Annotated in this window: 24 protein-coding genes; 12 read left to right on the forward strand and 12 right to left on the reverse strand. The window is 69.0% G+C overall.

The annotated features are described in order from the left end of the window. Positions 1 to 43: 43 nt before the first annotated feature. Positions 44 to 655 (forward strand): hypothetical protein, encoded by a 612-nt coding sequence (locus LHU95_RS19035; RefSeq protein WP_248708528.1) that lies wholly within the window; start codon positions 44 to 46, stop codon positions 653 to 655. Here LHU95_RS19035 and LHU95_RS19040 read toward each other — a convergent pair. From LHU95_RS19040 to LHU95_RS19055, 4 genes are read right to left on the reverse strand one after another with little or no spacing between them, the layout of a single operon-like run. After that, positions 645 to 1,424 (reverse strand): ABC transporter permease subunit, encoded by a 780-nt coding sequence (locus LHU95_RS19040; RefSeq protein WP_248708529.1) that lies wholly within the window; start codon positions 1,422 to 1,424, stop codon positions 645 to 647. The two genes, LHU95_RS19035 and LHU95_RS19040, sit on opposite strands and share 11 nt — an antisense overlap. Next, positions 1,421 to 2,257 (reverse strand): ABC transporter permease, encoded by an 837-nt coding sequence (locus LHU95_RS19045; RefSeq protein WP_248708530.1) that lies wholly within the window; start codon positions 2,255 to 2,257, stop codon positions 1,421 to 1,423. The genes LHU95_RS19040 and LHU95_RS19045 overlap by 4 nt, the downstream gene beginning before the upstream one ends. Further along, complete coding sequence (locus LHU95_RS19050) at positions 2,254 to 3,243, reverse strand: ABC transporter ATP-binding protein (RefSeq protein ID WP_248708531.1); 990 nt, start codon at positions 3,241 to 3,243, stop codon at positions 2,254 to 2,256. The genes LHU95_RS19045 and LHU95_RS19050 overlap by 4 nt, the downstream gene beginning before the upstream one ends. Continuing rightward, complete coding sequence (locus tag LHU95_RS19055) at positions 3,240 to 4,328, reverse strand: extracellular solute-binding protein (protein WP_248708532.1); 1,089 nt, start codon at positions 4,326 to 4,328, stop codon at positions 3,240 to 3,242. The genes LHU95_RS19050 and LHU95_RS19055 overlap by 4 nt, the downstream gene beginning before the upstream one ends. Before the next feature lie 219 nt (positions 4,329 to 4,547). Here LHU95_RS19055 and LHU95_RS19060 point away from each other — a divergent pair, with 219 nt between their 5' ends. The 8 genes from LHU95_RS19060 to LHU95_RS19095 all read left to right on the forward strand — a co-directional run bounded on the left by LHU95_RS19060 (position 4,548) and on the right by LHU95_RS19095 (position 13,573). Then, on the forward strand, positions 4,548 to 5,204 hold the full coding sequence (locus LHU95_RS19060; RefSeq protein WP_248708533.1) for a hypothetical protein: 657 nt from the start codon (positions 4,548 to 4,550) through the stop codon (positions 5,202 to 5,204). A gap of 52 nt (positions 5,205 to 5,256) precedes the next feature. Continuing rightward, positions 5,257 to 7,785, forward strand: coding sequence for a glycosyl hydrolase family 28-related protein (locus LHU95_RS19065; RefSeq protein ID WP_248708534.1), 2,529 nt, complete (start codon positions 5,257 to 5,259; stop codon positions 7,783 to 7,785). Positions 7,786 to 7,891: 106 nt separating this feature from the next. Continuing rightward, positions 7,892 to 8,191: a hypothetical protein gene (locus LHU95_RS19070; RefSeq protein ID WP_248708535.1), complete on the forward strand. Its 300-nt coding sequence runs from the start codon at positions 7,892 to 7,894 to the stop codon at positions 8,189 to 8,191. Positions 8,192 to 8,216: 25 nt separating this feature from the next. Next, the gene (locus LHU95_RS19075) at positions 8,217 to 8,591 is read left to right on the forward strand and encodes a hypothetical protein (protein WP_248708536.1); all 375 of its coding nucleotides are present in this window, start codon (positions 8,217 to 8,219) and stop codon (positions 8,589 to 8,591) included. 90 nt (positions 8,592 to 8,681) lie between these two features. Then, positions 8,682 to 9,428, forward strand: a complete 747-nt coding sequence (locus LHU95_RS19080) for a Crp/Fnr family transcriptional regulator (protein WP_248708537.1) — start codon at positions 8,682 to 8,684, stop codon at positions 9,426 to 9,428. Between the two features lie 73 nt (positions 9,429 to 9,501). Beyond that, the gene (locus tag LHU95_RS19085) at positions 9,502 to 10,482 is read left to right on the forward strand and encodes a tripartite tricarboxylate transporter substrate binding protein (RefSeq protein ID WP_248708538.1); all 981 of its coding nucleotides are present in this window, start codon (positions 9,502 to 9,504) and stop codon (positions 10,480 to 10,482) included. 531 nt (positions 10,483 to 11,013) lie between these two features. Beyond that, positions 11,014 to 11,538 carry an adenine phosphoribosyltransferase gene (locus LHU95_RS19090; RefSeq protein ID WP_248708539.1) on the forward strand — a complete coding sequence of 175 codons (525 nt, stop codon included), beginning with the start codon at positions 11,014 to 11,016 and terminating at the stop codon, positions 11,536 to 11,538. Then, positions 11,528 to 13,573: an ATP-binding protein gene (locus LHU95_RS19095; RefSeq protein WP_248708540.1), complete on the forward strand. Its 2,046-nt coding sequence runs from the start codon at positions 11,528 to 11,530 to the stop codon at positions 13,571 to 13,573. Before LHU95_RS19090 ends, LHU95_RS19095 begins: the two co-directional genes overlap by 11 nt. A 12-nt stretch (positions 13,574 to 13,585) precedes the next feature. Here the strand turns inward: LHU95_RS19095 and LHU95_RS19100 are convergent, their stop codons facing one another. Both LHU95_RS19100 and LHU95_RS19105 read right to left on the reverse strand, forming a co-directional pair. After that, complete coding sequence (locus LHU95_RS19100) at positions 13,586 to 13,960, reverse strand: MerR family transcriptional regulator (RefSeq protein ID WP_248708541.1); 375 nt, start codon at positions 13,958 to 13,960, stop codon at positions 13,586 to 13,588. After that, positions 13,957 to 14,292: an integration host factor subunit alpha gene (locus tag LHU95_RS19105; RefSeq protein WP_248708542.1), complete on the reverse strand. Its 336-nt coding sequence runs from the start codon at positions 14,290 to 14,292 to the stop codon at positions 13,957 to 13,959. Before LHU95_RS19105 ends, LHU95_RS19100 begins: the two co-directional genes overlap by 4 nt. A gap of 192 nt (positions 14,293 to 14,484) precedes the next feature. Between LHU95_RS19105 and LHU95_RS19110 the strand changes: the two genes are divergently transcribed. Beyond that, positions 14,485 to 15,093 carry an SGNH/GDSL hydrolase family protein gene (locus LHU95_RS19110; protein ID WP_248708543.1) on the forward strand — a complete coding sequence of 203 codons (609 nt, stop codon included), beginning with the start codon at positions 14,485 to 14,487 and terminating at the stop codon, positions 15,091 to 15,093. A gap of 33 nt (positions 15,094 to 15,126) precedes the next feature. Here the strand turns inward: LHU95_RS19110 and LHU95_RS19115 are convergent, their stop codons facing one another. Genes LHU95_RS19115 through LHU95_RS19125 form a run of 3 tightly spaced genes read right to left on the reverse strand, consistent with a single transcriptional unit; the run spans position 15,127 to position 18,097 of the window. Next, positions 15,127 to 15,423, reverse strand: a complete 297-nt coding sequence (locus tag LHU95_RS19115) for a hypothetical protein (protein ID WP_248708544.1) — start codon at positions 15,421 to 15,423, stop codon at positions 15,127 to 15,129. A gap of 10 nt (positions 15,424 to 15,433) precedes the next feature. Next, positions 15,434 to 16,822 (reverse strand): MBOAT family O-acyltransferase, encoded by a 1,389-nt coding sequence (locus LHU95_RS19120; protein ID WP_248708545.1) that lies wholly within the window; start codon positions 16,820 to 16,822, stop codon positions 15,434 to 15,436. Between the two features lie 54 nt (positions 16,823 to 16,876). Further along, positions 16,877 to 18,097 (reverse strand): GDSL-type esterase/lipase family protein, encoded by a 1,221-nt coding sequence (locus LHU95_RS19125; RefSeq protein WP_248708546.1) that lies wholly within the window; start codon positions 18,095 to 18,097, stop codon positions 16,877 to 16,879. A gap of 162 nt (positions 18,098 to 18,259) precedes the next feature. Between LHU95_RS19125 and LHU95_RS19130 the strand changes: the two genes are divergently transcribed. After that, positions 18,260 to 19,057, forward strand: coding sequence for a GDSL-type esterase/lipase family protein (locus LHU95_RS19130; RefSeq protein WP_248708547.1), 798 nt, complete (start codon positions 18,260 to 18,262; stop codon positions 19,055 to 19,057). Between the two features lie 122 nt (positions 19,058 to 19,179). Here LHU95_RS19130 and LHU95_RS19135 read toward each other — a convergent pair whose 3' ends face one another. Together LHU95_RS19135 and LHU95_RS19140 are read right to left on the reverse strand one after the other, a co-directional pair. Further along, positions 19,180 to 19,797, reverse strand: coding sequence for a DedA family protein (locus LHU95_RS19135; RefSeq protein ID WP_248708548.1), 618 nt, complete (start codon positions 19,795 to 19,797; stop codon positions 19,180 to 19,182). After that, complete coding sequence (locus LHU95_RS19140) at positions 19,794 to 21,461, reverse strand: glycosyltransferase family 39 protein (RefSeq protein WP_248708549.1); 1,668 nt, start codon at positions 21,459 to 21,461, stop codon at positions 19,794 to 19,796. Before LHU95_RS19140 ends, LHU95_RS19135 begins: the two co-directional genes overlap by 4 nt. Before the next feature lie 85 nt (positions 21,462 to 21,546). Here LHU95_RS19140 and LHU95_RS19145 point away from each other — a divergent pair, with 85 nt between their 5' ends. Further along, positions 21,547 to 22,779: a transcription antitermination factor NusB gene (locus LHU95_RS19145; protein ID WP_248708550.1), complete on the forward strand. Its 1,233-nt coding sequence runs from the start codon at positions 21,547 to 21,549 to the stop codon at positions 22,777 to 22,779. A gap of 162 nt (positions 22,780 to 22,941) precedes the next feature. On the opposite strand, the gene LHU95_RS19150 is transcribed toward LHU95_RS19145, so the two are convergent. Next, positions 22,942 to 23,523: a peptidoglycan-binding domain-containing protein gene (locus LHU95_RS19150; protein WP_248708551.1), complete on the reverse strand. Its 582-nt coding sequence runs from the start codon at positions 23,521 to 23,523 to the stop codon at positions 22,942 to 22,944. Positions 23,524 to 23,597: the final 74 nt, after the last annotated feature.

Genomic DNA, 23,597 nt, shown 5'->3' on the forward strand with positions numbered 1-23,597 from the left:
CGGCCTAGATCGGCCAATTCCGATCCTTGAGGCCGCGCCGAACATGCCGACTGACCTTGACCCCGCCCTCACCCACGCGCTGCGCGATGCCGTCCGCGCCGAGTTCCAGCCGCTCTTCACCGATCTTAACCGCTTCGTGGATCGCCGCATCGCCGAACTCAGCGCCGAGTTGCATGCGAGCGTGCAGCTCGCCGATATGAGCGAGGAGAAGCTCTCTCGGGAATTGGCGCTGGTGCATGAACGCATCGCAGGGCTGGTGGCGCTGCCCGCCGAGGCCAGCCGCAACAGCGGCGTGGAGCTGGAGGCGGTGGTGATGGCCACCGAATCCGCCGCCAACATTATCCTCGAAGCCGCCGAGGCCATTCAGGACTGGATCATGACCGGCCAGCGCGACACCGCCGGGATCGAGAACCTTGCCACGAAGGTGAATGCCATCTTTGAGGCCTGCAGCTTCCAGGACGTCACCGGCCAGCGCATCCGCCGCGCCATCCAGCATCTGCAGCAGGTGGAAACCATGCTGGAGCGCTTCGTGCCGGGCCTCGCCCGCGCGCCGGACAGCAAGGTCGTGGTGCGCACGCAGATGCGGACCGTGGCCGCGGCACCCAGTGCAGCCGATCTCGCGCAGGCGGAGATCGACGCGCTGCTCAACGCCTAGGATCGGGCCTGAGCGCCCAGCCCAGCAGGCCCAACCCGCCGGCCAGGCCGAGCATGACAACGGCCAGCGCATTGGCCTCCGGCGTCATTCCCAGGCGCAATTGCGAAAACAGATAGACCGGCAGCGTGGTGGCGCCAGGCCCGGAGACGAAGCTCGCCAGGACCACATCATCCAGCGAGAGGGTGAAGGCAAGAAGCCAGCCGGCCACCAGACTGGGCGCGATCAAGGGCAGGGTGATGGTGCGGAACACCACGAATGGCCCCGCCCCCAGATCCGCCGCCGCTTCCTCCAGCGCGGGGTCGAGCCCCACCAGCCGCGCCTGCACCAGCACCGCCACATAGGCCATGCCAAGCCCGGCATGGGCGAGCCAGACCGTCACCGCGCCGCGCTGCGCGGGCCAGCCGGTCAACGCCTGCAGGCCCACAAAGAGCAGCAGCAAGGCGAGGCCCATCACCACCTCGGGCAGCACCAGCGGCGCGCCGGCCAGGACGCCAAAGAGCGGCCGCCCGGCGAAACGCTTGTGCCGCGCCAGCACCCAGCCGAGCGTTAAGCCCAGCAGCGTGGCGAGGCTGGCCGCCGCGGCGCCGATGCGCAGCGAAAGCCAGGCGGCCTCCAGCAGCCGCTCATTCGCCGCAAGCGCCGCGAACCAGCGCAGCGAGAACCCGCCCCACTCGAAGGGCACGCGACTGCCGGAGAAGGCATAGGCCGCCATGAGCGCGATGGGGGCCCATAGAAACACCACGCCAAAGGCCAGGATCACGCGCCTCATCGCGCCACCGAAAAGCGCTGATACAGGGCGATGGGAAGCAGCAGCAGCGCCAGGAGTGCCGTGGCCAGCGCCGCTGCGGCCGGCCAGTCGCGCGTCTGGAAGAACTCGCCCCAGATGGCGCGGCCGATCAGGACGGAGTCTGGCGCGCCGAGCACCTCGGGGATGACCACCTCGCCCGCCGCGGGGATGAACACCAGCAGGAAAGCCGCCGCCGCCGCAGGGGCGGCAAGCGGCAGGGTGATGGTGGCGAACACCATCCAGCGCCCGGCGCCAAGATCGGCCGCAGCCTCCTCCAACCGCAGGTCGCGACGTGCCAGCGTCGCCGTCAGCGGCAGCACGGCGAAGGGCAGATAGCCATGCACCATGCCCAGCAGCATGGCACCCTCGCTGTAGAGCAGCGGCATGGGCTCGCTGATCAACCCCGCCTGGATCAGCACGGCATTGATCCAGCCCCCATCACGCAGCAAGCCCACCCAGGCCGCCAGGCGCAGCACGAAGCCGGACCAGAAGGGCAGCAGCACCAAGGCCAGCAGCGGTGCCTGCCAGCGTGGCGCGGCGGAGGCGATGCCGAGCGCCATGCCAAAGCCCAGCACCAAGCAAAGCCCGGCCGTGATGGCCGCCAGCCGCAGCGAACGCAGCGCGGCGTCGAGGTAATAGGTATCAGCGAAGAGCAGCCCCCAGGCATCGAAGCTGCCCTGCCATCCGGAGGCGCCGATCGGCGGGAGCACCGGCGGCACGCCGGGTGCCGAAGTGCCAAAGCCCATGCACAGCACGATCACCAGCGGCGCGGCCACCAGCAACAGCAGCGCGGCCCAGGCACCGGCGCGGATCATGCCGAAAGCGGGGCCAGCGCGGCCGCATCCCAGGCGAGGAACACCGCGGCTCCCGCTTCGGGCAGCCGGGCGCCACCAGGCAGAACCAGACGCAGCACCTCGCCCTCGGCTTCGGCCAGAACCAGCGCATCGCCGCCACGGAAGGCGATGTCCCTCACCACCGCGGGCGTCCCGTTGGCCTGGGGCAGGGCATCCACGAGGCGAATGCGCTCCGGCCGCAAGGCGTAGGCGGGTGCCGCCTGCTCGGCGTGCAAGGCAAAGCGCCCGGCCTCCAGCACATTCGCCGCCCCCAGGAAGCGCGCCACGGCGCGGGTGGCCGGGCGCTCATAGAGGTCGCGCGGCGTGGCCACCTGGGCGATGCGTCCCTGATCCAGCACCGCCACGCGATCCGCGAGCGACAGGGCCTCCGCCTGGTCATGCGTCACCATGACGAAGCTGGCGCCCAGGCGCCGTTGCAGCGCGCGCAACTCCAGCCCCGTGCGCTCCCGCAGCCCGGAATCTAGGGCCGCCAGAGGTTCATCCAGCAGCACCAGCGGCGGCCGGCGGGCCAGAGCGCGGGCCAGCGCCACGCGCTGCTGCTGGCCACCGGAAAGCTGGTGCGGCCGCCGTGCCTCAAGCCCCTCCAGGCCCAGCAGCGCCACCAGCTCCGCCACCCGCGGCCCCGGGTCGCGCTCACCCGCGCGGCGCAGGCCATAGGCGATGTTGTCGCGCAGGTTCATATGCGGAAACAGCGCATAGGACTGGAACATCATGGCCACCGCACGGCTTGGCGGCGGCAGCGGGGTGATGTCCTGGCCTTGCAGCATGACCCGCCCGGCATCCGGCCGCTCAAATCCTGCGATCACCCGCAACAGCGTGGATTTGCCGGAGCCCGAGCCGCCCAGCAGCGCGAAAAACTCCCCCGCGCCGATCTCCAGCGACAGGCCGTCCAGCGCCAGCGCCGCACCAAAGCGCTTGGTGACGCCCTCGATGCGGAGCAGCGTCACCTGCCCGCCTTGAAGCGTGCCCAGAGCCTTGCGCGCGCGCGCTCCCCGGCCTGGGCCGGCGTGCCGGCGACGAAGCTCAACGCCAGCGCTTCGGCTGGCGGAAAGACGCTCGGGTCATTGGCGACTTCGGGCGGCAGCAGCGGGCGCGAGGCAGGCACCGCATTGGGATAGCGCACCTGACGGGTGATGCCGGCCATCACATCGGGCTGCAGGATGAAATTGATGAAGGCATGCGCGGCATCCGGGTTGGGCGCATCGGCGGGGATGGCCAGCATGTCAAACCAGAGCTGCGCGCCCTCACGCGGCATCACGTAGCTCACCTCATGCGTGCGGCGGGCTTCACGGGCACGGGCCCTCGCCTGGATCACATCGCCCGAATAGCTGAAGGCGAGGCAGATCTCGCCCGCCGCCAGCGCGTCAATGATGGCAGGCGGCGAGGGGATCGAGCGCAGGAAAGGGCGGATCGCCAGCAGGGCGCGCTGCGCCGCATCCAGATCCGGCGGCGCCACGCTGTCGGGATGCCGGCCCAGATGGCGCAGCACCGAGGGCAGCACATCCACCGCGCTGTCCATCACCGCGATGCCGCAGCGCGCGATGCGCCGCGCATGCTCGGGGTTGAGCAGCAGGTCGAGACTGTCCAGCGGCGCATCGGGAGCCACTTCGCGGATGCGCGCGGCGTTCATCCCCAGGCCCACCGTGCCCCAAAGGTAGATCACGCCATGCCGGTTCCCGGGGTCCACGCTGGCGATGCGCGCCATCAGCGCCGGGTCGAGGTTGGCCGTGTTGGGCAGCCGCGCCGGCTCCAGCGGCCGCAGCGCGCCGGCCCGCACGAGGCGATTGAAAGCAGGCTCGCTGGTCGGCACCACGATGTCATAGCCCGAGCGGCCTGCGGATAATTTTCCTTCCAGCGTCTCCAGCGTATCATAGACATCATAGCGCACCCGGATGCCGGTCTCGCGCTGGAAGCGCTCGATGGCGTAGGGGTCCATGTAGTCGGCCCAGTTGTAGATGTTCAGCGTGGCTTGCTGTGCCTGGGCTTGCAGGCCAATCGGCAGCAGGGCCAGGGTCAGCATCACTCGGCGCATGGGGCGAACTCCGGGGCGGTGTCCTCTGCCTATGACGCAGCGGCGATGGTTTCACAATATCCGCTTTTTTTCCTTGACGTTCTTTATTTGTTCTCGTAAACAAAGCGGGCCAAGGGGTGAATTGCGTCCAGTGCCGCGCCCCCGCCCGCACCCCCATCCCCGATGCATCCCCGCGCGCCGCGCGGCTTGTCGCCCCCATGGCTTAGGAGACGCATGCCCATGCCCTTCACCGCAAGTGACCTCGTGCCGCTGATCCAGTCCGCGCGCTTCAACCTCTGGCATTATCGCAGCGCCGATCTGCAGGCGGCGATCACGACGGCCGGCTATTTCGCCCCCGCCGCCGCGACGCTGCGCGCCGGCGACCTGATGATCGTCCAATCCGCCGATGCGATGGCGATGCTGCCCGTGCGCAGCAATGCCGTGACCGGCCCGGGCGTCGTGCTCGATGGCGCGGTGACGCCGATCGCCCTCAGCCGTTCCGTCGGGCAGACGCTGCGCATGGTGCAGGCGGCGGGTGCCGTGGTCTCCACCATCATCCTGGCACCCCTGATGGCCGGCGTGATTGTCGGCACATCCATTCCCGTCCAGGCGCAGGTCACCGGGCCGATCCAGCAGGTGGTGATCTCCGTCCGCAATGCGCAGAACCAGGTCATCCCGCCCGCGCAGACGGTCAATGTGGAACAGGGCTATGTGACGGCGACCTTGCCGACGCCCGCCGTCGGCAGCGGCTACCGCATCCGCATCGAGGACGCGCTGGATACCGGCGTCGTCGCCACCTCGCGCAGCTTCAACATCCTGCCCGACCTCAGGCTCGTGCTGCTCGAGGATGGCGCCAAGCTTCTCCAGGAGGACGGCGCGGCCATCGCCCAGAACTGAGGCATCGCCCCCGGCCCGCCTTCCCCTTCCCCCCAAGATCGGACGGAGCCCCATGCCCGACCTCAAGATCAGTGAATTGCCGGCGGCGACCAGCATCGCCGACGCCGATATGACGCCCTTCGTCCAGACCTCGCCCTCGATCGCCACGCGCCGCGCCAGCATCTCCCAGTTGCGGCGGGCCGTGCTGGCCGATCGTGGCGTGGATGTTCGCGACTTCGGCGCCGTCGGCAACGGCACGACGAATGACGCACCTGCCATCCAGTCCGCGATCAACGCGCTGGGGGCCGCGGGCGGCGTCGTGCAATTCGGCCCGCGCGCCTATCGGCTTGCTTCGGCCATCACCATCAACAACACCTCGGTGCGGCTGCAGGGTGCCGGCTTCGCCGAGGGCGGCAGCCCGGGCGATGGAACCTGGCTCACCGTGGACCAGACGAGCTTCACGCCCTTCACCTTCACGGGCACCGCCGCGCGCGGCTCCGCCGTGCGGGACATGGCTTTCCGGCAGACCCATTCGGCCACGCAGAACGCCTCCTGGGCACCGACCAACTATGATTACCTGTTTCGCGTCGTCGACTGCTTCGGCGGGGTGGATTTCGACAATGTGATGCTGGCCGGCATCAATCGCGGCATCTTCGTGCGCAACTCGGGCCGGACGGATTTCCGCCGCATTCGCGGCCAGGTCTTCACCACGGGCATCGAGATCGACGAGGGCTACGACGCCTCGCGAATCCACAACCTGCATTTCTGGCCCTTCTGGTCGTCCAACGACAATGTGGTGCGCTGGCAGCAGGCCAATGGCGATGCGATGATCTTCCGCCGCTGCGATGGCGTCTTCGTGGACCAGGCCTTCGTGTTGGGCTACCGCTCGATGTTCCGCTTCACCTCCTCGGGCACGGGCTACACGCAGAAATTCAGCATCGGCCAGGCCTATGCGGATTTCGTGCGGCATGGCGTCTGGGTCGAGGCCGCGGGCACGGACGGCCAGATTGATGCGATGACCGTCCAGTGCGAGATTTTCAACGCCGGGGGCTCGCCCGTCACCGGCTCCGTCGGCGTCTACGTCAACGCGAATTCCAGCCGGATCCAGATCGGCTCGCTGCGTGTTGACGATGCCGAGGACAATGCGATCCGCATCGATGGCCACTCGAACCGGATGGATATCGGCGCGCTGCGCTGCGTCAACTTCAACCTGCGCAACAATGGCGCCGCTGCCATCCATCTCGCGAATGCCGCAAGTGGCACGCCCAACCGCGTCAACCTGGCAAGCCCCCCGCTGCTGGAGACCGCCAATATGGGCCCGGTGTTCAACGCATCCAGCAACGGCTCGGTGGGCTTGCAGGCGCCAGCGGGTGAGGCGGCGCGGCCTGGGCTTTCCGTCGGTCAGAATGACACCGGGCTGTTTCGTCCCGCGGCTGGCAGCCTTGCGGCGGCTGTCAGCGGCGCGGAGCTTTTGCGGCTGGCGGGCGGCACGGCCAGCCTTGGGGCAGCCAGCGGGGCGCACGGGCTGGAGGTGACCACGCCGGGCAGCACGGTCAACCGGCCGGAAATCCTGGGCGGCGTTACCGGCGCGCCAGGGCGAACGGGTTGGCGCGCCTCAGGCTCGGATGCGAATATCTCAGCCGTGATGCAGCCCAAGGGCACCGGGGCACTGATCGCGCAATTCCCGGACAACAGCGCGACAGGCGGCAATGCACGCGGCTCGAGCGCCACCGATTGGCAGACGGTGAGGACCGCTGCGACCCAGGTGGCAAGCGCGGCCACTGCGACGATCGGCGGAGGGCAGAACAACACGGCGAGCGGCGCAAATGCGACCGTGGGCGGTGGCGTTGGCAACACCGCGAGCGTCAACGGCGCGACAGTGGGGGGCGGCAACACCAACACGGCCAGCAGCAGCAACGCCACGGTCGCGGGTGGCACCAGCAACACCGCCAGCCAATCCGCCGCAACGGTGGCCGGCGGTAGCGCCAACAATGCCAGCCAGGCCAACGCCACCATTGCGGGCGGCGCCAACAATATCGCCAGCGCGACGGGATCGTCCGTCGGCGGCGGCGTGAGCAACACGGCCAGCGGCTCGCTATCCTGGATCCCGGGCGGATCGCGTGCCGCCACGCGCGGCATAACCGGAAGGGGCGCATGGGCCGCTGGCCGTATCGCCGCGGATGGCGACGCCCAATGCGGTGAGCACCATCTGCTGCGGCAGACCACCGACGCCACCGCCACCCGCCTGACGGCCGATGGCGCCGCTGCCGGCACCGCCAACACCATCAACATGCCGAATTTCAGCGTCTATGCCGGCACGCTGACCGTGGTCGCCAAGGCCACCGGCAGCACGGCGGCGGCGACCTGGCGCGTGCAGGTCTCGGCCGTGCGCGGCAATGGCGTGGCGACCGTGGTGATCTACGAGGGCACAGGCACGGCGCTGGCGCCCACGGCCAGCAATGGCGCGGGCAGCGCATGGCGCCTGGATATCGCGGCGGACACCACCAATGGCGGCATCGCCGTCACCGTCACGGGGGCCGCCGCCACGACGATCAACCATTCGGCCCGCTTCGCCAATACCGAGGCGACCACCGCGAGCTGAGCCGTCGCGAATGCAGCCCCATCCCGCGCGACGACAGCCTGTTCCGCACGGGCATTCACCTGCCTGTTCGATGTCTTCACCCGCCCAGAGCCCCAGGAGATCCCCCATGGCTTTTCTGCTTCCCATCGAGATCAACGATACGGGCGCCTTCGCCGAATACTGGCGCCTGACGCATGTCCAGGTGGATCGCGTCGCCGGCATCGTCGAGGCGCAGCTGCACGGCTATCGCGACCAGGCCGCGCGGCGAGCCGGCAAATCCCCCCTGCAACGCCTCACCTTCCGCTTCGACCAGGCCACCATGGAGGACCCCTACACCCTGGCGGTGGAGGACCTCTATCGCGCCATCCGCGAACAGCCGGCGGGCGAGGACATGCCCTCGCGCTTCGCCCACGCCGCCGACATCTGACCCACGACGAGAAGGAATTTCCCCCATGAGCTCCCTGACCGATTATACGAAGAATGTCCTGACCCGCGCCCTGTGCGGCCGTGCGCCCGTGCTGCCCTCGGCCGTCTTTCTTGGCCTGGGCACCGGCGGCAGCGACCCCACCGGCATCAGCGGCGAGGCGGTGGGCAATGGCTATGCCCGCCAGCGCGTCACCTTCACCGGCACCGGCGTGCAGCAGAATGCCGAGGCCGTGCGCTTCACCTTCAGCGCCGCCGCCGGCAGCTTCTCCCATGTCGGGCTGTTTGACGCGGCGAGTGGCGGCAATGCGCTGACCTGGTCCCCGCTGACGACGGCGGTGGCGGTCGCGGGGCCGGGCACGGTCACGATCAATCCTGGCGCCTTCACCATGACCGGCGATTGATAATCGGTCATGATTCGGACGGGGTGTCCAAGCTTGCAACTCGGACAATGTGAGGGTTAATCTAAACCCCCTCGGGGAAAGACAAGAACCGTGAACCCGCTCGACGCCACACATGCCGGAAAAACCGAGTCCCGCACCGCGGAGGCCTGCACCACCTGCGGCAGCCGTGTGGCGGGGCTGTGCCATCGGCTGGACGCGTCGGCCCTGGACGACATCGCCTCCGACTCGCAACGCTTCCACCTGCCCGCCAAGAGCACCCTGTTCCGCGAGGGCGACCCGGCCAGCCGCGCCATCTCCATCATCGAGGGCGTGGTGAAGCTCTCCCGCCTGCTGCCCGATGGCAAGCAGCAGGTGGTGGGGTTTCGCTTCGCGGGCGATCTCCTCGGCTATGGTGCCGGAAAGACCTATCCGTTTGACGCTGAATCCCTGACGCCGGGGCATTTTTGCCGGATCGAACGCGGCCGGCTGGACGCGATGCTGCGGCTCTATCCGCAGATGGAGCGGCGCCTGCTCGATCTCTGCCTGCGCGAATTGTCCAACACGCAGGATCAACTCGTCACCGTCGGCCGCCGTTCGGCCGAAGCCCGCGTGGCGAGCTTCCTGATCGGCCTCACCGAAGCCCATCGGCAACGCGGCGCCCTGCCGGCGGATTTGCCCATGCCGATGACCCGCAGCGACATCGGCGATTTCCTGGGGCTGACGCTGGAAACCGTCAGCCGCAGCTTCGCCGCCTTCAAGCGCCAGAAACTGATCGCCGAGCCAGGGCATCAGACGGTGCGCATCCTCGACATGGATGCGCTGCTGCGCATGACCGAGGGCGAACCCGCGGAGCTCTGACCCGCGGAGCTTTGAACCAGGGCTGGGCACGCGGCTTGCATGGGGGTGGCGGTCCATCGAAGGAAGCTCCTCCATGAATCGCCGCGAATTGCTCGCCACCTCGTTGCTGGCGGCCCCCATCCTGGCAACGCCGGCCATCGTGCAGGCGCAGCCCGCTTGGCCGAGCCGCACCGTGCGGATCATCATCCCCTTCACGCCCGGCGGTGCCTCGGACCTCATGATGCGGCCGGTGGCCGAGCGGCTGGAGCGGATGCTGGGCCAATCCTTCGTCATCGATAACCGGCCCGGCGGCGGCGGGGCGGTGGGTGCGGGTGCGGCCGCGAATGAGCGGCCGGATGGCTATACGCTGCTGATGTCCACGGCCGGCCCGCTGGTGCTGCTGCCTTCGATGATGGCAAACCTGCCTTACAACCCGGCACGCAGCTTCACCTACATCTCGCTCATGGGCGGTGCGCCCATCGTCTGCGCGGTGAAGGGCGACAGCCCGATCCGCACGCTGGCCGATTATGCGGCTGCCGCGAAGCGCGCACCGGAAGCGGTCAGCTTCGGCTCCTCCGGCATCGGCTCGATGGGCCATCTGACCGGCGTGCTCTTTGGCATGGAGACCGGCTCGCAATTGCTGCATGCCCCCTTCCGCGGCGCGCCCGAGGCGCAGACGGCGGTGCTGGGCGGCACCACCACATCGCTGTGGGATACCGCGGCGGCGAATGTCCAGGCGATCCGTGCCGGCAATATGCGCGGGCTCTGCGTCTCCTCGGCGCAGCGCGCTTCCATCCTGCCCGATGTGCCAACGGCGCGGGAGGCGGGCTTCACCAATGTGGTCAGCCTCAACTGGTTCATGCTGTGTGGCCCGGCCGGCCTGCCGCCCGCCATCACCGAGCGGCTGAGCCAGGCGGTGCGCACCATCCTGGCCGAAGCTCCGATCCGTGAGCGGATGGATTCGGTCGCCTTTGTTCCGGCGGAGGATATCCCGCAGCCCGGCCTCGCCGCCTGGGTTCAGGGCGAACAGTCGCGCTGGGCGCCGGTGGTCCGCGCTTCAGGCGCCAGCATGTAGCGCCACGGGCGGGCCAGGACCTGTCCTGGCCCGCCGCGCAAGATCACCCTGGCCTTGCGGCCCAGAATCGCAGGTAATCCGGCGGGCCGGCGTGGCTTGAACGCCGTGTGGCATGTGCCGGCAAGCATTGGGCTGAAGATTTCGTCACCAAATCGGCGGAAGGGCAACTCAATGGGGTGCGCGGGCGCTCCATTCGATCAATCGTTTCGCTGGTATCACCCATATGATCCCGCAAAACACATAATACATCATCTGTATTGCCCAATGCTGCTGGACAACAAAATCCCCAAGCGCAACCACAACCACCGTGTAAACGATAAATCCGACCACGCCGATCAGGAACGCAACCTTGCCTCGTGACATAGTAACGACATGGCCTCCTTTGGTTTTTCGCCCAAGGTGGAGCGAGAAGCTTGCTAAATATTGCCCAAAGGGACTAGCCTTCAAGGCAGTCGAGGGGCGACACAGTGTTGTCAGAGGTGCCCTTCCCTCCCACAGCTCCCCATTGGCCCGATCTCAGCGAAGAAGCACGTGACGGAAAACGAACTCAAGCGCCACATCCGTGGCATTCCCGATTTTCCGAAGCCGGGGATCCTGTTCTACGACATCTCGACCCTGCTGCGGCATGGCCCGGCCTGGAAGGCCGCCATGGCGGCGATGGCCGCGCGCATCACGCCCTATCAGCCCCAACTCCTCGCCGGCATCGAGAGCCGCGGCTTCCTGCTGGCGGCGCCGCTGGCGCTGGAGCTGGGCCTCGGCTTCATCATGCTGCGCAAGCCGCGCAAATTGCCTGGGGCCACCATCGGCCTGGACTACGCCCTCGAATACGGCTCCGACCGCATCGAGATGCAGGCCGATGCGGTGCAGCCGGGCCAGCGCGTGGTCCTGCTCGATGACCTGCTCGCCACGGGCGGCACCATGCTCGCGGGGCTCGGCCTGCTGCGCCAGGCGGGCGCGGTCGTGCCTGCGGTGGCGACGATGATCGAGCTCAGTTTCCTGGGCGGAAGGAATCGCCTCGATGTCCCGGTTGAAACCCTCCTCACCTATGACGAGTAGGGCACCCCCCCTCGACGCGCCGCGCATCACCCGTGATGCGGGGGGCAATGCCTTCCTCGAAGGGTTTGACGGCGCCGTCACGGCCGCCGGGCTGGGTGGTGTCCTGGCCCTGGCCATCGCCGCAGCGCCCACCGGCATCACTGTCGCTGATCCCGCCCTGCCCGATTGCCCGCTGGTCTTCATGAACCCCGCCTTCACGCGGATGACGGGCTATTCGCCCGAGGATGTGCTCGGCCGGAATTGCCGCTTCCTGCAGGGCCGCGGCACCGAGAAGGAATCCGTCCGGGCGCTGCGCCTTGCCGTGGCGGCGGCCAAGCCCATCACCCTGGAATTCACCAACCATCGCAAGGATGGCCGGCGCTTCGTCAACGAGCTGCGCATGGCGCCCGTGCTCGATGAGGCGGGGCAGCTGATCGCCTATATCGGCATCCAGCATGACGTCACCGCCCGCAAGCGCGCCGAGCGCGAGGCCGCGAAGGCCCGCCGCGCCGCCGAGCGCGCCAACCAGGAAAAAAGCGACTTCCTCGCCTTCATGTCGCATGAGGTGCGCACGCCGCTGCATGGCGTCATGGGCACGCTCTCCCTCCTCCTCGACACGGCACTGGACGCCGAGCAGCGCGCCTTTGCCGAAACGGCGCAACGCTCCGGCGCCACCTTGCTGCATACGGTCAATGAGCTGCTCGATCTGAGCCGGATCGAGGCCGGCAAGCTGGGCATCCATGCCGACCCCTTCGCCCTGGCCGATGTAGTCAAGGATGTCCTTGACCTCCTCGCCCCGGCCGCGGCCGAAAAGGGCGTCGAGCTCTCCGCGAGCCTTGATCACCTTCTGCCGGGCCAGTTGATCGGCGATCCGGGCCGCATCCGCCAGGTTCTCATGAACCTCGCTGACAATGCGGTGAAATTCACCCATCGGGGCAGTGTGGAACTGCGCATCGCGGCCCTGCCCGATGGCCATGTCGGCTTTGCCGTCACCGATACCGGCATCGGCATCCCGACGCGGCTGCGCCAGACCCTCTTCACCCGCTTCGCCCAGGCGGATCCCGCGGGCGAGCAGATCGGCTCGGGCCTTGGTCTCGCCATCTGCAAGCGCCTCGTCGCGCTGATGGGTGGGCAGATCGCGGTGGACAGCACCGTGGGGCGCGGCAGCACCTTCTTTTTCGACCTGCCCCTCGCGCATGTGCCGGAATCCGGAACGCCGCCGACGCGCATGGCGCCGCAGCCGGTCCTCGTGCAGCCGCTGGGCGGTGCCCATGGGCGCATCCTGCTGGCCGAGGATGGCAAGGCCAATCAGCTTGTCGCCGCCACCATCCTGCGCAAGGCCGGCTACACGGTCGAATTGGCGCGGGACGGCGCGGAAGCCGCCGCGGCCGCCGAATCCAGCGATTACGACCTCATCCTCATGGATGTGCGCATGCCGCTGATGGATGGCTATGCCGCCACCCGCGCGATCCGCGCCCTGCACGGCCCGCGCGGCCGCGTGCCCATCCTCGCCATGACGGCCAGCGTCATGCCCGGCGATGCCGAGCTGTGCACAGAGGCCGGAATGGACGGACATCTGCCCAAGCCGCTGGGCCGCGCGGAGCTGCTCGCCGCCGTGCATCGCGTGCTGGATGCCCGGCCCCGCCGCCCGCGCGTGGCCATCCCCGAGGCCGAGCCCGGCGCAACCGCGCCCCTGCTTGACCGTGAGACGCTGGAGGAATTGCGTTCCGCCGTCGGCCCCGGACGGCTGCCCCGGCTGATCAGCGTCTTCACCGCCGAGACGAAGGAGCGCGTACGCCGCATGCATGCACTGACCGACCCGCAGCGCATCGAGGACGAGGCTCATAGCCTCAAGGCCGCCGCCGCCACCTTCGGCGCCATCGCGCTGCGTGATGCGGCCCGTGCGCTGGAGGAGGCGTGCCACAGCGGCGAACCCGCTTCCTGGCGCCGCATCCTGGATGTGTTGCCCGGCCTGGCCGAGCGGAGCATCGCGGCCTTCCCGCCGCCCCGCACCGAAGCGCGGGCCCGGCATGACCGCGACCCGAAGGGACACTGACGCCAGACGTCCTCAGAGGCGCCGCAGCGCCACCGCGATCGCGTCAAGCTCGGCGAGGAGATCAGCCAGGGCGCTTTCCTCCGGTGCGGCTTCACCCAGCGGCAATTCCGGCTCGCCCTCGCCCAGCAGGCGTTGCACGCCCTTGATGGTGTAGCCCTGCGTGTAGAGCAAATCGGAAATGCGCTTGAGCAGCGCGAGATCCTCCGGCCGGTAGTAGCGCCGGCCGCCGCCGCGCTTCAAAGGCTTGAGCTGCGGGAATTTTGTTTCCCAGAAGCGCAGCACGTGCTGGGGCACGTTCAACTGCTCCGCCGCCTCGCTGATGGTGCGGAACGCCTGGGCCGATTTGCGCGGCCGGGGGCGATCCTCTAGATCAACCTCTCCCGTCACCCTTTGCTGCCCGCAGAAGCGCTCTTGCCGCTGCCGGCAATAACGGGCCGGCCGTTGATCCGCGCCTTCAGCACCTGGCTCGGCCTGAAGGTCAGGACGCGCCGCGGCAGGATCGGAACTTCGACGCCAGTCTTCGGGTTGCGCCCGATGCGCTGGCCCTTTTGCCGAATCAGAAAGGTACCAAAGCCCGAAACCTTCACGGATTCTCCCGTCTCCAGCACGCTGGAAATGCGCTCCAGAACCGCTTCCAGCAGGGCCGCGGATTCATTGCGGGAGAGGCCGACCTCCGCGTAGATCGCCTCAGCCAGACCGGATCGCGTCAGCGTATCCATTTCTGTGTCTCCATGGTGTCACCTCGCCCCGCAAGTCTCTGAACAGTCAGGGAAGCCGGGAAGACCCTGCCGCGTCAACCATGTTTCGTGGCCAGGGCCGAAAACCCCGCGGAAAACCCAAGGGATTGCCCCCTTAACCGCCCATTCACCCGGGGCATGGCACCTCGCGCGCCGGCCCCAGGAAGGAGTCTCATGCCCATGCCGCTCCATCGCTGGCACCTCTTGGCCATCCTGGCCCTCTTTGCCCTTCCGCCATCCCCTGCCCGCGCCCAGCCCGCCTGCCCGGATATCCTGCTGGGCGACAGCCTGGCGGTGGGCATGGCGCCCCACGCCCGCGCGCTCGGCTTCACCGTCATCGCCCAGCAGGGTGCTGGCATCGCCTGGCTGCGCCAGCAGGAACCCCGCTGCGCCCGCCGCCTGGTTCTCGTCTTTGGCACGAATGACCTGCGCGGCATGGCCCAGGCCGAAGCCGAGGCCTACCCGCTGCGGATCGCCGCCGTGATGGAGCAATGGGACGCGCAGCAGGCCATCTGGGCCACGCCGGGCTGCTTCCAGGATGCGGCGCTGGAGCGCGGGAGTGCGGCCCTCGATGCCGCCCTCAGCCGTCATCTGCGCCGTGCCAGCGACCGCCTGCGCGACCTGCCGGCCATCCATAGCGGGCGCCTCGCGCGCTGCGCCTATGCTTCGCATGACGGCATCCACCCGACCGGGGTTGGCTACCAGGCGTGGTGGGCCGGTCTTGCGCAATGGCTGGACCGGACACGGATGGCGGGAATGGAGCCGGTCAGGGCGCTGCCCTGAACCGAGCCGCGGGGCCTGGCCCCGGCCCCCGCGTCATCGGCCCAGGGAGAGGGTGGCGCGCAAGGCCCGCAGGAATCCCGGCAGGCCAGAGGCCGCCATCGCGTCATTCCATGCCTCGGCCAGGATGATCAGCGCTTCCGTGCCGGGCAGCATGGGAAGCCCATAGGCGGCATCGAGCATCGCCTCCGAGCGCCCCATCGCCAGCAGCAGCAGGATCAGCCCCAGCACCAGGAGCGTGCGGCCCAGCGGCAGCACGGCCGTCATGCGGGAGAAATCATCGGGCACGCCGGGGCGGGGCGGCGGCGCATCGGGCAACCAGGGCTGCTGCATCATCGCCTCCTCAGAACTGGAAATAGATGAAGGGGGCCACGCCCTCGGGGCCGGCGAGCAGGATCAGCAGCAGCGCCACGCCCACCAGCAGGCCCAGCAGGACGGGCGGCAGGCGGCGCAGCAGGGCCTCGATCCGCTGCCGCAGATCAGCCGGCCAGACATGGAAGGACAAGCCCAGCAGCGCCAGCGCCAGCAGCCGCCAGGTCACGCTCTCATTCGGCGCATCGAGGTTGAACACCCCGCCCAGCATCGCGCCGAAGCCCGCCAGGTCATGCGCGCGGAACAGCACGAAGCCGATGACCACGATGTGGAAGGTGATGACCCAGCGCAGCAACCGCGCCCCGCGCCCCGCGGGCGTCGCCTTGCCGCCCAGCGCGCGCTCCACCCAGAGGGCCACGCCATGGAGCAGGCCCCAGAGCACGAAATTCCAGGCCGCGCCGTGCCAGATGCCGCCCAGCACCATCGTCGCCATCAGGGCGAAGCCCGCCCGCCGGCGATTGCCGCCGAAGCAGCGGATATAGACATAGTCGCGCAGCCAGCTGGAGAGCGAGATATGCCAGCGCCGCCAGAATTCAGAGAGCGAGAGCGCGCGGAAGGGCTGATCGAAATTCTTGGGAAAATGATAGCCGAGCAGCGCGGCGAAGCCGATCGCCATGTCCGAATAGGCCGAGAAATCACAAAAGATCTGGATGCTGTAGCCATAGGCCGCCAGCAGGATATCCAGCGCGCCATGGGCCGAAGGATCGCGGAAGACAGGGTCGACGATGCCGGTCGCGAGTTCGCTCGCGATGACCATCTTCTTGAACAACCCGCCCAGGATGAGGATGCAGGCCATGACGACGGGAATGCGGAAGCGGTCGGGCGGCGTGTGAAGCTGCGGCAGGAAATGCGCGGCGCGCACGATGGGGCCCGCCGCCAGATGCGGGAAGAAGGTCAGATAGACGAGGACATTGAGCGGGCTGGGCTCGGGCTCGGCCGCCCCCTCATGGGCATCCACCATGTAGGAGATGGCCTGGAAGACGTAGAAGGAAATCCCGACGGGCAGGACGATGTCCAAGAGCGGCATGGGGCCAAGCCCCAGCCCATCAAGCCGGGCCAGCACCTCGACCAGGAAGAAATTCGCGTATTTGAAGTAGAACAGCCAGGCCAGCGCGCCAGCGATGCCAAGCCACAGCCAGGGGCGCGAGCGCCGGCGCCCCGCCAGCAGCCCGATGCCCCAGGTCCACAGCCCCACCAGCAGGAGCGCCGCGCAGAATTCCAGGCTCCAGAAGGCGTAGAACACGAGATTGGCGGCCAGCAGGAAGGGCCGGTCAAAGGCCGGCCGGAACCGCACCAGCGACCAGTGGCCCAGGAAGACCAGCGCGAAGAAGATCGCGAAAATGCCCGTGGGAAACAGCATCTAGCCCAGCTGCCGGATGCGGGCTGAAGCGGCGGCAGGCATCCCCGGGCCGGTTCAGGCGCTGGCGATGCGCGCGCCGAGCCCCATGCCCCGCAGCAGATGCGCGTGCAGGCGCTCGGCCGTGAAGCGATAGCCATCGGGCGTGAAATGCACGAGGTCGGGGCGCAGCAGCGGCGCATCGCCACGCGCCATCTCGGGCAGGCGGCAGGGGCTGCGGGTGACTTCGGCGCTCCAGTCGAAGAAGCCCACGCGCTGCGCCTGGGCCACGCTGCGCTGCGCCGCGCGCACCCGCGTCAGCGAGGGCAGCGGCGAGACGGCGGCGCAGCCCTGCGGCGGGCGGCCGCGGCGTGGCGGGCGCACCGGGCGGCCCGCATCGGGCACGCCCATCAGCATGATTCCGCTGCGCGGCAGGCTCTGGCGCAGGCGCTGGATCTGGCGCGTCAGTTGCAGCGAATAGGCGGCTTCGTCGAAATCCGGATCCACAGCTTCATTCGTGCCGAATTCCAGGATCACCAGCGCGGGCGGCTTGGTGGTCAATTCCCGTGCGAGGATCAGCGGGTCCCGGTTGTCGAGCGAAGCAAGGGTGGCACCATTGATGCCGAAGCCCTCCACCAGCACCCCGCGCCCGCGGCGGTCGAGCCCCCAGCCCAGCAGCTCCACCGGGCCATCCCCCACCAGTTCCAGGGCGATCTCCCGGCTGCCACGCGGCGCGTCGAGCAGCACGGGGCGGAATTCCGGGCTGCCATGGCGCAGCGTGACGGGTCCGAGGGTGAGGCCATCCACACGCAGCCGGAAACTCCCCGCCTGGGGGCCGGCCATCAGGGAGAGATGCACACGGTCAAACCCCGCGGCCTCGGTGGAGCGCAGGGTGATCATGTCCCCGGCGCGCTCGCCCGTCAGGCGATAGCCGGTCAGGCCGAAGGGGCCGGGATTGCTGGCCCGCAGGGCGCTGCGCACCTGCCATTCGCCGCTTTGCCCCGCTTCGACCATCTGATTCGCGTTGATCGGGCGCTGGGCGCGGCCTGGTGGCAGGCGGCCGGGACCGGCGGCGCCGAAGCGGGCCTGCATCAATTCCCGCAGATGGCCCACCATGACGGGGCCGGCGGTGTGGCTGTCACCCAGCATCAGGATCAGCGCGCGGGCATCGCCGCCGCGCGGCTGGGCCCGCAGCGCATTGGCCAGTGGCTCATACGGGTTCTCGCCGGCGCGCACCGGCAGCAGCGCTTCGAGCCAGGGATCGGGCCTGGTCTGCGCCACGAGCTGCGTCGCGCCCACTCCCGGCGTGGAGGCTTCCGGCTGGGCCGCACAGCCTGCCAGAACAGCGCCGGACCCCAGAAAAAAATTGCGGCGGTTCAGCATTTCAAAGGGCCGGGGACTTATATGTGACAGGCCGCATGATATAAATCCTTCTTGCTCATCTGTCCCGGAGTATTCCGCGTGGCGTTCCGCGCCCAACCCGTCTGTGCGCTCCGGCGCGGCCTTGTCTATGGCGCAATGGCGCTGCTGTCATCGGGCGGCCTGGCGCTGGCCCAACCGGCCATCCTGCCCTCCGCCTTGCCGGAGCGCGCGGTACCCGAACGCGTCAACCTGCTGTTCTGCGGCGACTCCCTCGCGCAGGGCATGTTCCTCGCGCTGAACGGCCAGTTGCGGCGGCGCGACACGGTGCGCGTGACCAACGGCACCCTGCACGCGACGGGCGTGACCCGCAGCGATGAGCATGACTGGCCCAGTGTCTCGCGCGATCTGGTGGCACGCCACCGGCCGAACCTGACGCTGTTCTGGGTCGGCGCCAATGATTTCCGCCCGCTGGTCGTGCGTGAAACCCGCTCCCGCCACGCCTTCGGCACCCAGGCCTTCGCCGATGGCTATGGCCGCCGCGTGGGTGACATGGTCACGAGCGCGGTGGAAGCCGGCTCGCGCGTCGTATGGTTTGGCCTGCCGAATGTGCGGGACGCGCAATTCGCCAATGCCGTCCGGCAGTTGAACGAAATCCAGCAGAATGCCGCCATTGCCGCCGGCGCCGTCTGGATCCCCACCTGGGACGCGACGAGCGACCCGCAGGGCCGCTTCAAATCCAGCGTCAGCCTGGAGCGCGGCGCGCGCGGCTTCCGCGCCGAGGATGGCGTGCACTTCACCGAATGGGGCTACCGCCGGATCGCGAGCCTGTTCTTCGACGAGGTGGACAACATCTTCCCCGAATTGGCGCCCGGCCTGGGCCGCGTCAGCGACACCTAGAGCTTGTTGCGTTCGCAAGGGCTTACGCCACAACCTCTATCCCATTGATTTTCCAGTATATTTATCCGTACAATTGGGCCCGTTTGAACGGATGATGCTCCGGCCCGCGGCGCGCATCTGGCTCAGCCCGGCTTGTTCGGCGCCTTGCGCGTCCAGATCCGCACGATCTGCCAGAGGAACATCACCCCCACGAGCACGATCAGCACCTTGCCGATCGGGTCCACATAAGCCTCGATATGCTGGTAGCCCTCCTCCAGCATATAGCCCAGCAGGGCCAGCGCCCCGACCCAGATCGTGCTGCCCAGCGCCGTCCAGGAATAGAAGACCATGCGCGGCATCTCGATCAGCCCGGCGGGGATGGAGATCACCGTGCGGATGCCGGGCATCATGCGCCCCAGGAAGACGGCAAGCGGGCCCCAGCGGCGCAGCGTCGCTTCGGCCTTGTCCAGATCCTCGCGCAGCACGCCAATCCAGCGGCCATATTTCTCGCAAAGGCGCCGCGTGCGGTCGGCGCCGAAGGCCCGCGCCAGTTCGAACCACACCACATTGCCGGCCAGCGTGCCCACCACACCCGCCACGATCACCAGGAGCAGCGACATCTCGCCCCGCGCGGCCGCGAAGCCGGCGAAGGGCATGATGAGCTCGGACGGGATCGGCGGGAATAAATTCTCCAGGAACATCAGCGCGAACACACCGAGATACCCGGCGGCAGCCACCCAGGAGGTGACGAGATCAATCATGGGTGCGTGACCTTGAAGAGGCTGAGCGTGATGGGCCGCCCGCGCGTGTAGTTGAAACCCGGAACCTGGCCGATCTCGCGGGGCGTAATGCCCAGCACCGAGGCCTCGCGGTTGAAATCATCCAGTGCGCGGTTGCCGACGGCCACGACGCGGCCGGGCTGCCCGGCCAGGAAGCGGGCCGCATCCTCGCCCCGCCGCAGCAGGCGCAGCGCGCCGCCGATCTGGAACAGGGTGGAGGGCTCGGCATGGCTGGTGATGCCGAATTGCGCGGGCGGCAGGCCGGGCGCCTCGCGCGCCAGCACGGCTTCGAGGCGGGGGGCGATCCACAGCGCCTCGATGCGCGGGAAGGTGAGCTGCATGATGCTGGTGTAAAGCGGGATCGCCGCCAGCACGGCGAGCACCGCGGCCCTCGCCCAATGCGCACGGTCCATCTCGCGCCAGACCAGCCAGACCAGCAACCCGGCACAGGGCAGGGCCAGCAGCGCACCCAGCGGTTCATGCCCGGTGACGAACCACGGCACGGCGAGTGCCACGATGCCGATGCCGAAGGCGACGCCGGCCAGCGCCCCCTTCATCGCGACGCGCAGCCAGCGCGCCGGTTCGCGGCGCAGCGGGTCCATCGCCCAGATGGCACCCAGCAGCATCAGCGCCGGATAGGTCGGCATGGTGTAATGCGGCAGCTTGGTCGCCACCGCCTCGAACACCAGCCAGGTCGGGATGATCCAGGCAAGCAGGAAGCGCGTCACCGGCTGGCGGCGCTGCGCCCAGGCGGTGGAAAGCCCAAGCACGACGAGGAAGCCCGCCGGGAAGGCCGCAATCAGGAAGCTCAGCAGGTAGAAGCCGGGCGGGCCCCAGTGCTTTTCATCGCCGGAGCCCACCTTGCCCAGCATGTCATCGCCAATGGCCTGGGCGAAGAAACGGCCCTCGGTGGCGATGCCGATGGCCAGCATCCAGGGCAGCACCATCAGCAGCATCAGCGGCAGGCCCCAATGCAGGCGCAACGGGCGGAACCAGGGGGCGCGGCGGTCACTGACCGCCAGCGTGATGCCGGCCAGCAGCGGCACCATGGGCGCGATCGGCCCCTTGAGCAGCACGCCGAGGCCGAGGATCACCCAGAAGGCGGCGGCGTGGCGGGCGGTGAATTGCTCGGGCCGCAGATAGGCCGCGCCGAACAAGCCCATGGCGGCGGTGATCGTCGCCAGCAGCGCCGCATCGGTCTTGGCGATATGCGCCTCCACCATCACCACCATGCAGCCGGCCAGCATGGTGGCCGCCAGCAGCGCGGAACGCCGACCAACCAAGGTTCGACCAAACTGGAAGGTGGCCAGCACGGCCAGCATAGCGCCCAGCAGCGAGGGGATGCGATAGGCCCAGATATCGCGCCGCGTGCCGAGGCCCGTGGCTTCCAGCAGATGCACGCTGGTGGCCTGCGCCCAATGGATGCCGACGGGCTTCTTGTTGCGCTCCTCCTCGCCGACGCGGATATGGATGTAGTCGCCGCTTTCGACCATCTGGCGCGTGGCCTGGGCGAAGCGGCTTTCATCGCGATCCGTCGCCGGGATGACGAAGAAGCCCGGCAGGAACAGCGCGAGGCAGAGCAACACCAGAACGAGGCGCGGCCAGGATTGGGCGCGCGCGCTGATCGCCGTGATCCAGCGATCCATCCGAGGCGAAGCGGGCTGAGGCGAAGAGGGCATCATGTCGCGGCGCGTCTAGCACGCGGGGGCGGGCACGGCCATAAAGCGCCGGATGAGCATCTCACCTGCACGCCGCGTCGCCGATCTCCTGCTGGAAGCGGTCCTGGAACAGCACCGCGCGCTGGAGGAGGCGCTGGACGGGATTCCGGCCGCGGTGGAGCCACGCGACAAGGCCGCCGGCCATCGCATCGCAGCCGCCGTGCTGCGCCGGATGGGCAGCCTGGATGCGGTGATGGAGCCCTTCCTGCGCCGCGCCCCGCCGGCCCCTGCCCTGCGCGCCCTGCGGATCGGCGCGGCCGAGCTGCTGCTGCTGGGCACGCCGCCGCATGCGGCCGTGGCCTCCGCCGTCTCGCTCGCGCCCCGGCCGCTCGCTGGCCTGGTCAATGCCGTGTTGCGCCGCGTTGCCGAGCATGGCGCGAAGGCCCTGGAGGAGGTGGATGCCGAGAGGCTGGACACCCCCAGCTGGCTTTGGTCCGCCTGGCATGCCGCGCATGGGCCGGCGGTGCGCGCCATCGCGGCCGCGCATCGGCTGGAAGCGCCGCTTGATCTCTCGCTCAAGCCGGGGGCCGCCCTGCCCGAGGGGGCGATCCTGCTGCCCAACGGCACGGCGCGCATGCCGGCCGGCACGCGCATCACGGAATTGCCCGGCTTCCTCGCCGGTGAGCTCTGGGCGCAGGACGCCGCCGCCGCCCTGCCCGCGCGGCTGCTGGATGTGCGCCCGGGCGAGCGCGTGGCCGATCTCTGCGCCGCACCCGGCGGCAAGACGGCGCAGCTGGCGGCGGCCGGCGCGCAGGTCTTCGCCGTGGAGCGCGAGGGCGCGCGGATGCCGCGCCTGCGGGAGAACATGCTGCGCCTGAAGCTGGCGCCCGAGCTGGTCAATTCCGACGTGATCGGCTGGCAGCCCGGCGCGCTGTTCGACGCGATCCTGCTGGATGCGCCCTGCACGGCCACGGGCACCATCCGCCGGCACCCCGATGTGCCGCATCTGAAGCGGCCCAAGGATGTGGCGGTGCTGGCAGCCCAGCAACGCAATCTGCTGGCGGCGGCGGCAAAGCTGCTCAAGCCGGGCGGACGCCTGGTCTTTGCCACCTGCTCGCTCCAGGCGGAGGAGGGCGAGGCGCATCTGGCGCATATCCCCGAGGGCCTGCGCCTCGACCCGATCCGGGATGCGGAACTCCCCGGGATCGGCGCGAGCGGGCCTGGCTATCTGCGCACCCGGCCGGACATGTGGGCGGAGCATGGCGGCATGGATGGCTTCTTCGCGGCGCGCTTCATCCGGCAATAACGGCGGTACGGTCGGCGGTACATGCCGCCTTCGCCAGGGCCCGGGGCCTGCGCTCCTGCCCATGGCCCTGCATGATCGCGGGGCACCCGGCGGTCATCACGCCCGATCCGGCAGCCGCGGCAGGTCACCGGCGCAAGCGCGATCGCTTGCGCCGGGGATGGCTTACCGCATGCGGGCGGCCGGGTTGTTCGGGTCGAGACCCAGCGCCTGGACGGTCAGGGGATTGACCTGGCCGGTCGGCTGGATGCCGCGGCCCTGCTGGAAACGCTCGATGGAGGCTTGGGTGCCCGCGCCCCACATGCCGTCCACCGCACCGCGGTAGAAGCCCAGCGCGCGCAGCCGCTGCTGCACATTGCGAATGACGGCGGGGCTGATCGGCTCCGGCGTGGTTGGCGCCATGGACGCCGGGGCCGGCGCCTGGACGGCCCGCGCCGAAAGCAGATCGGACGGCGGCAGGCCGAGTGTCGCCACCGTCGCCTGGTTCAGCTGGCCCGTCGCCTGGAGGTTGCGCGTCTGCTGGAAGCGCTCCAGGGCGGCCTGGCTTTCGGGGCCCCAGACCCCGTCCGCCCGCCCGGCATAGACGCCGGCCTGCTGGAGCTTCTCCTGGATCATCGCCGTGGCGCCGCTGGAGAGCGCCTGGCTGTAGATCAGCACGCCCGGCGCCTGGGCCTGGGCCATGGATCCCGGCAGGAAGGCCGGGGTGGTGAGCAGGAGGGTGGTGAGCAGTGCCTGGTGGATCTTCATCTCGGGTTCCCTGTGCCAATGCGGCCAAGGGAGAAACGCCCAGGCAAGGCGGACGTTGCCTGGGCGCACGCAAG

Origin of the sequence: Sediminicoccus sp. KRV36 (assembly GCF_023243115.1) — a bacterium.
Taxonomy (GTDB): Bacteria; Pseudomonadota; Alphaproteobacteria; order Acetobacterales; family Acetobacteraceae; genus Roseococcus.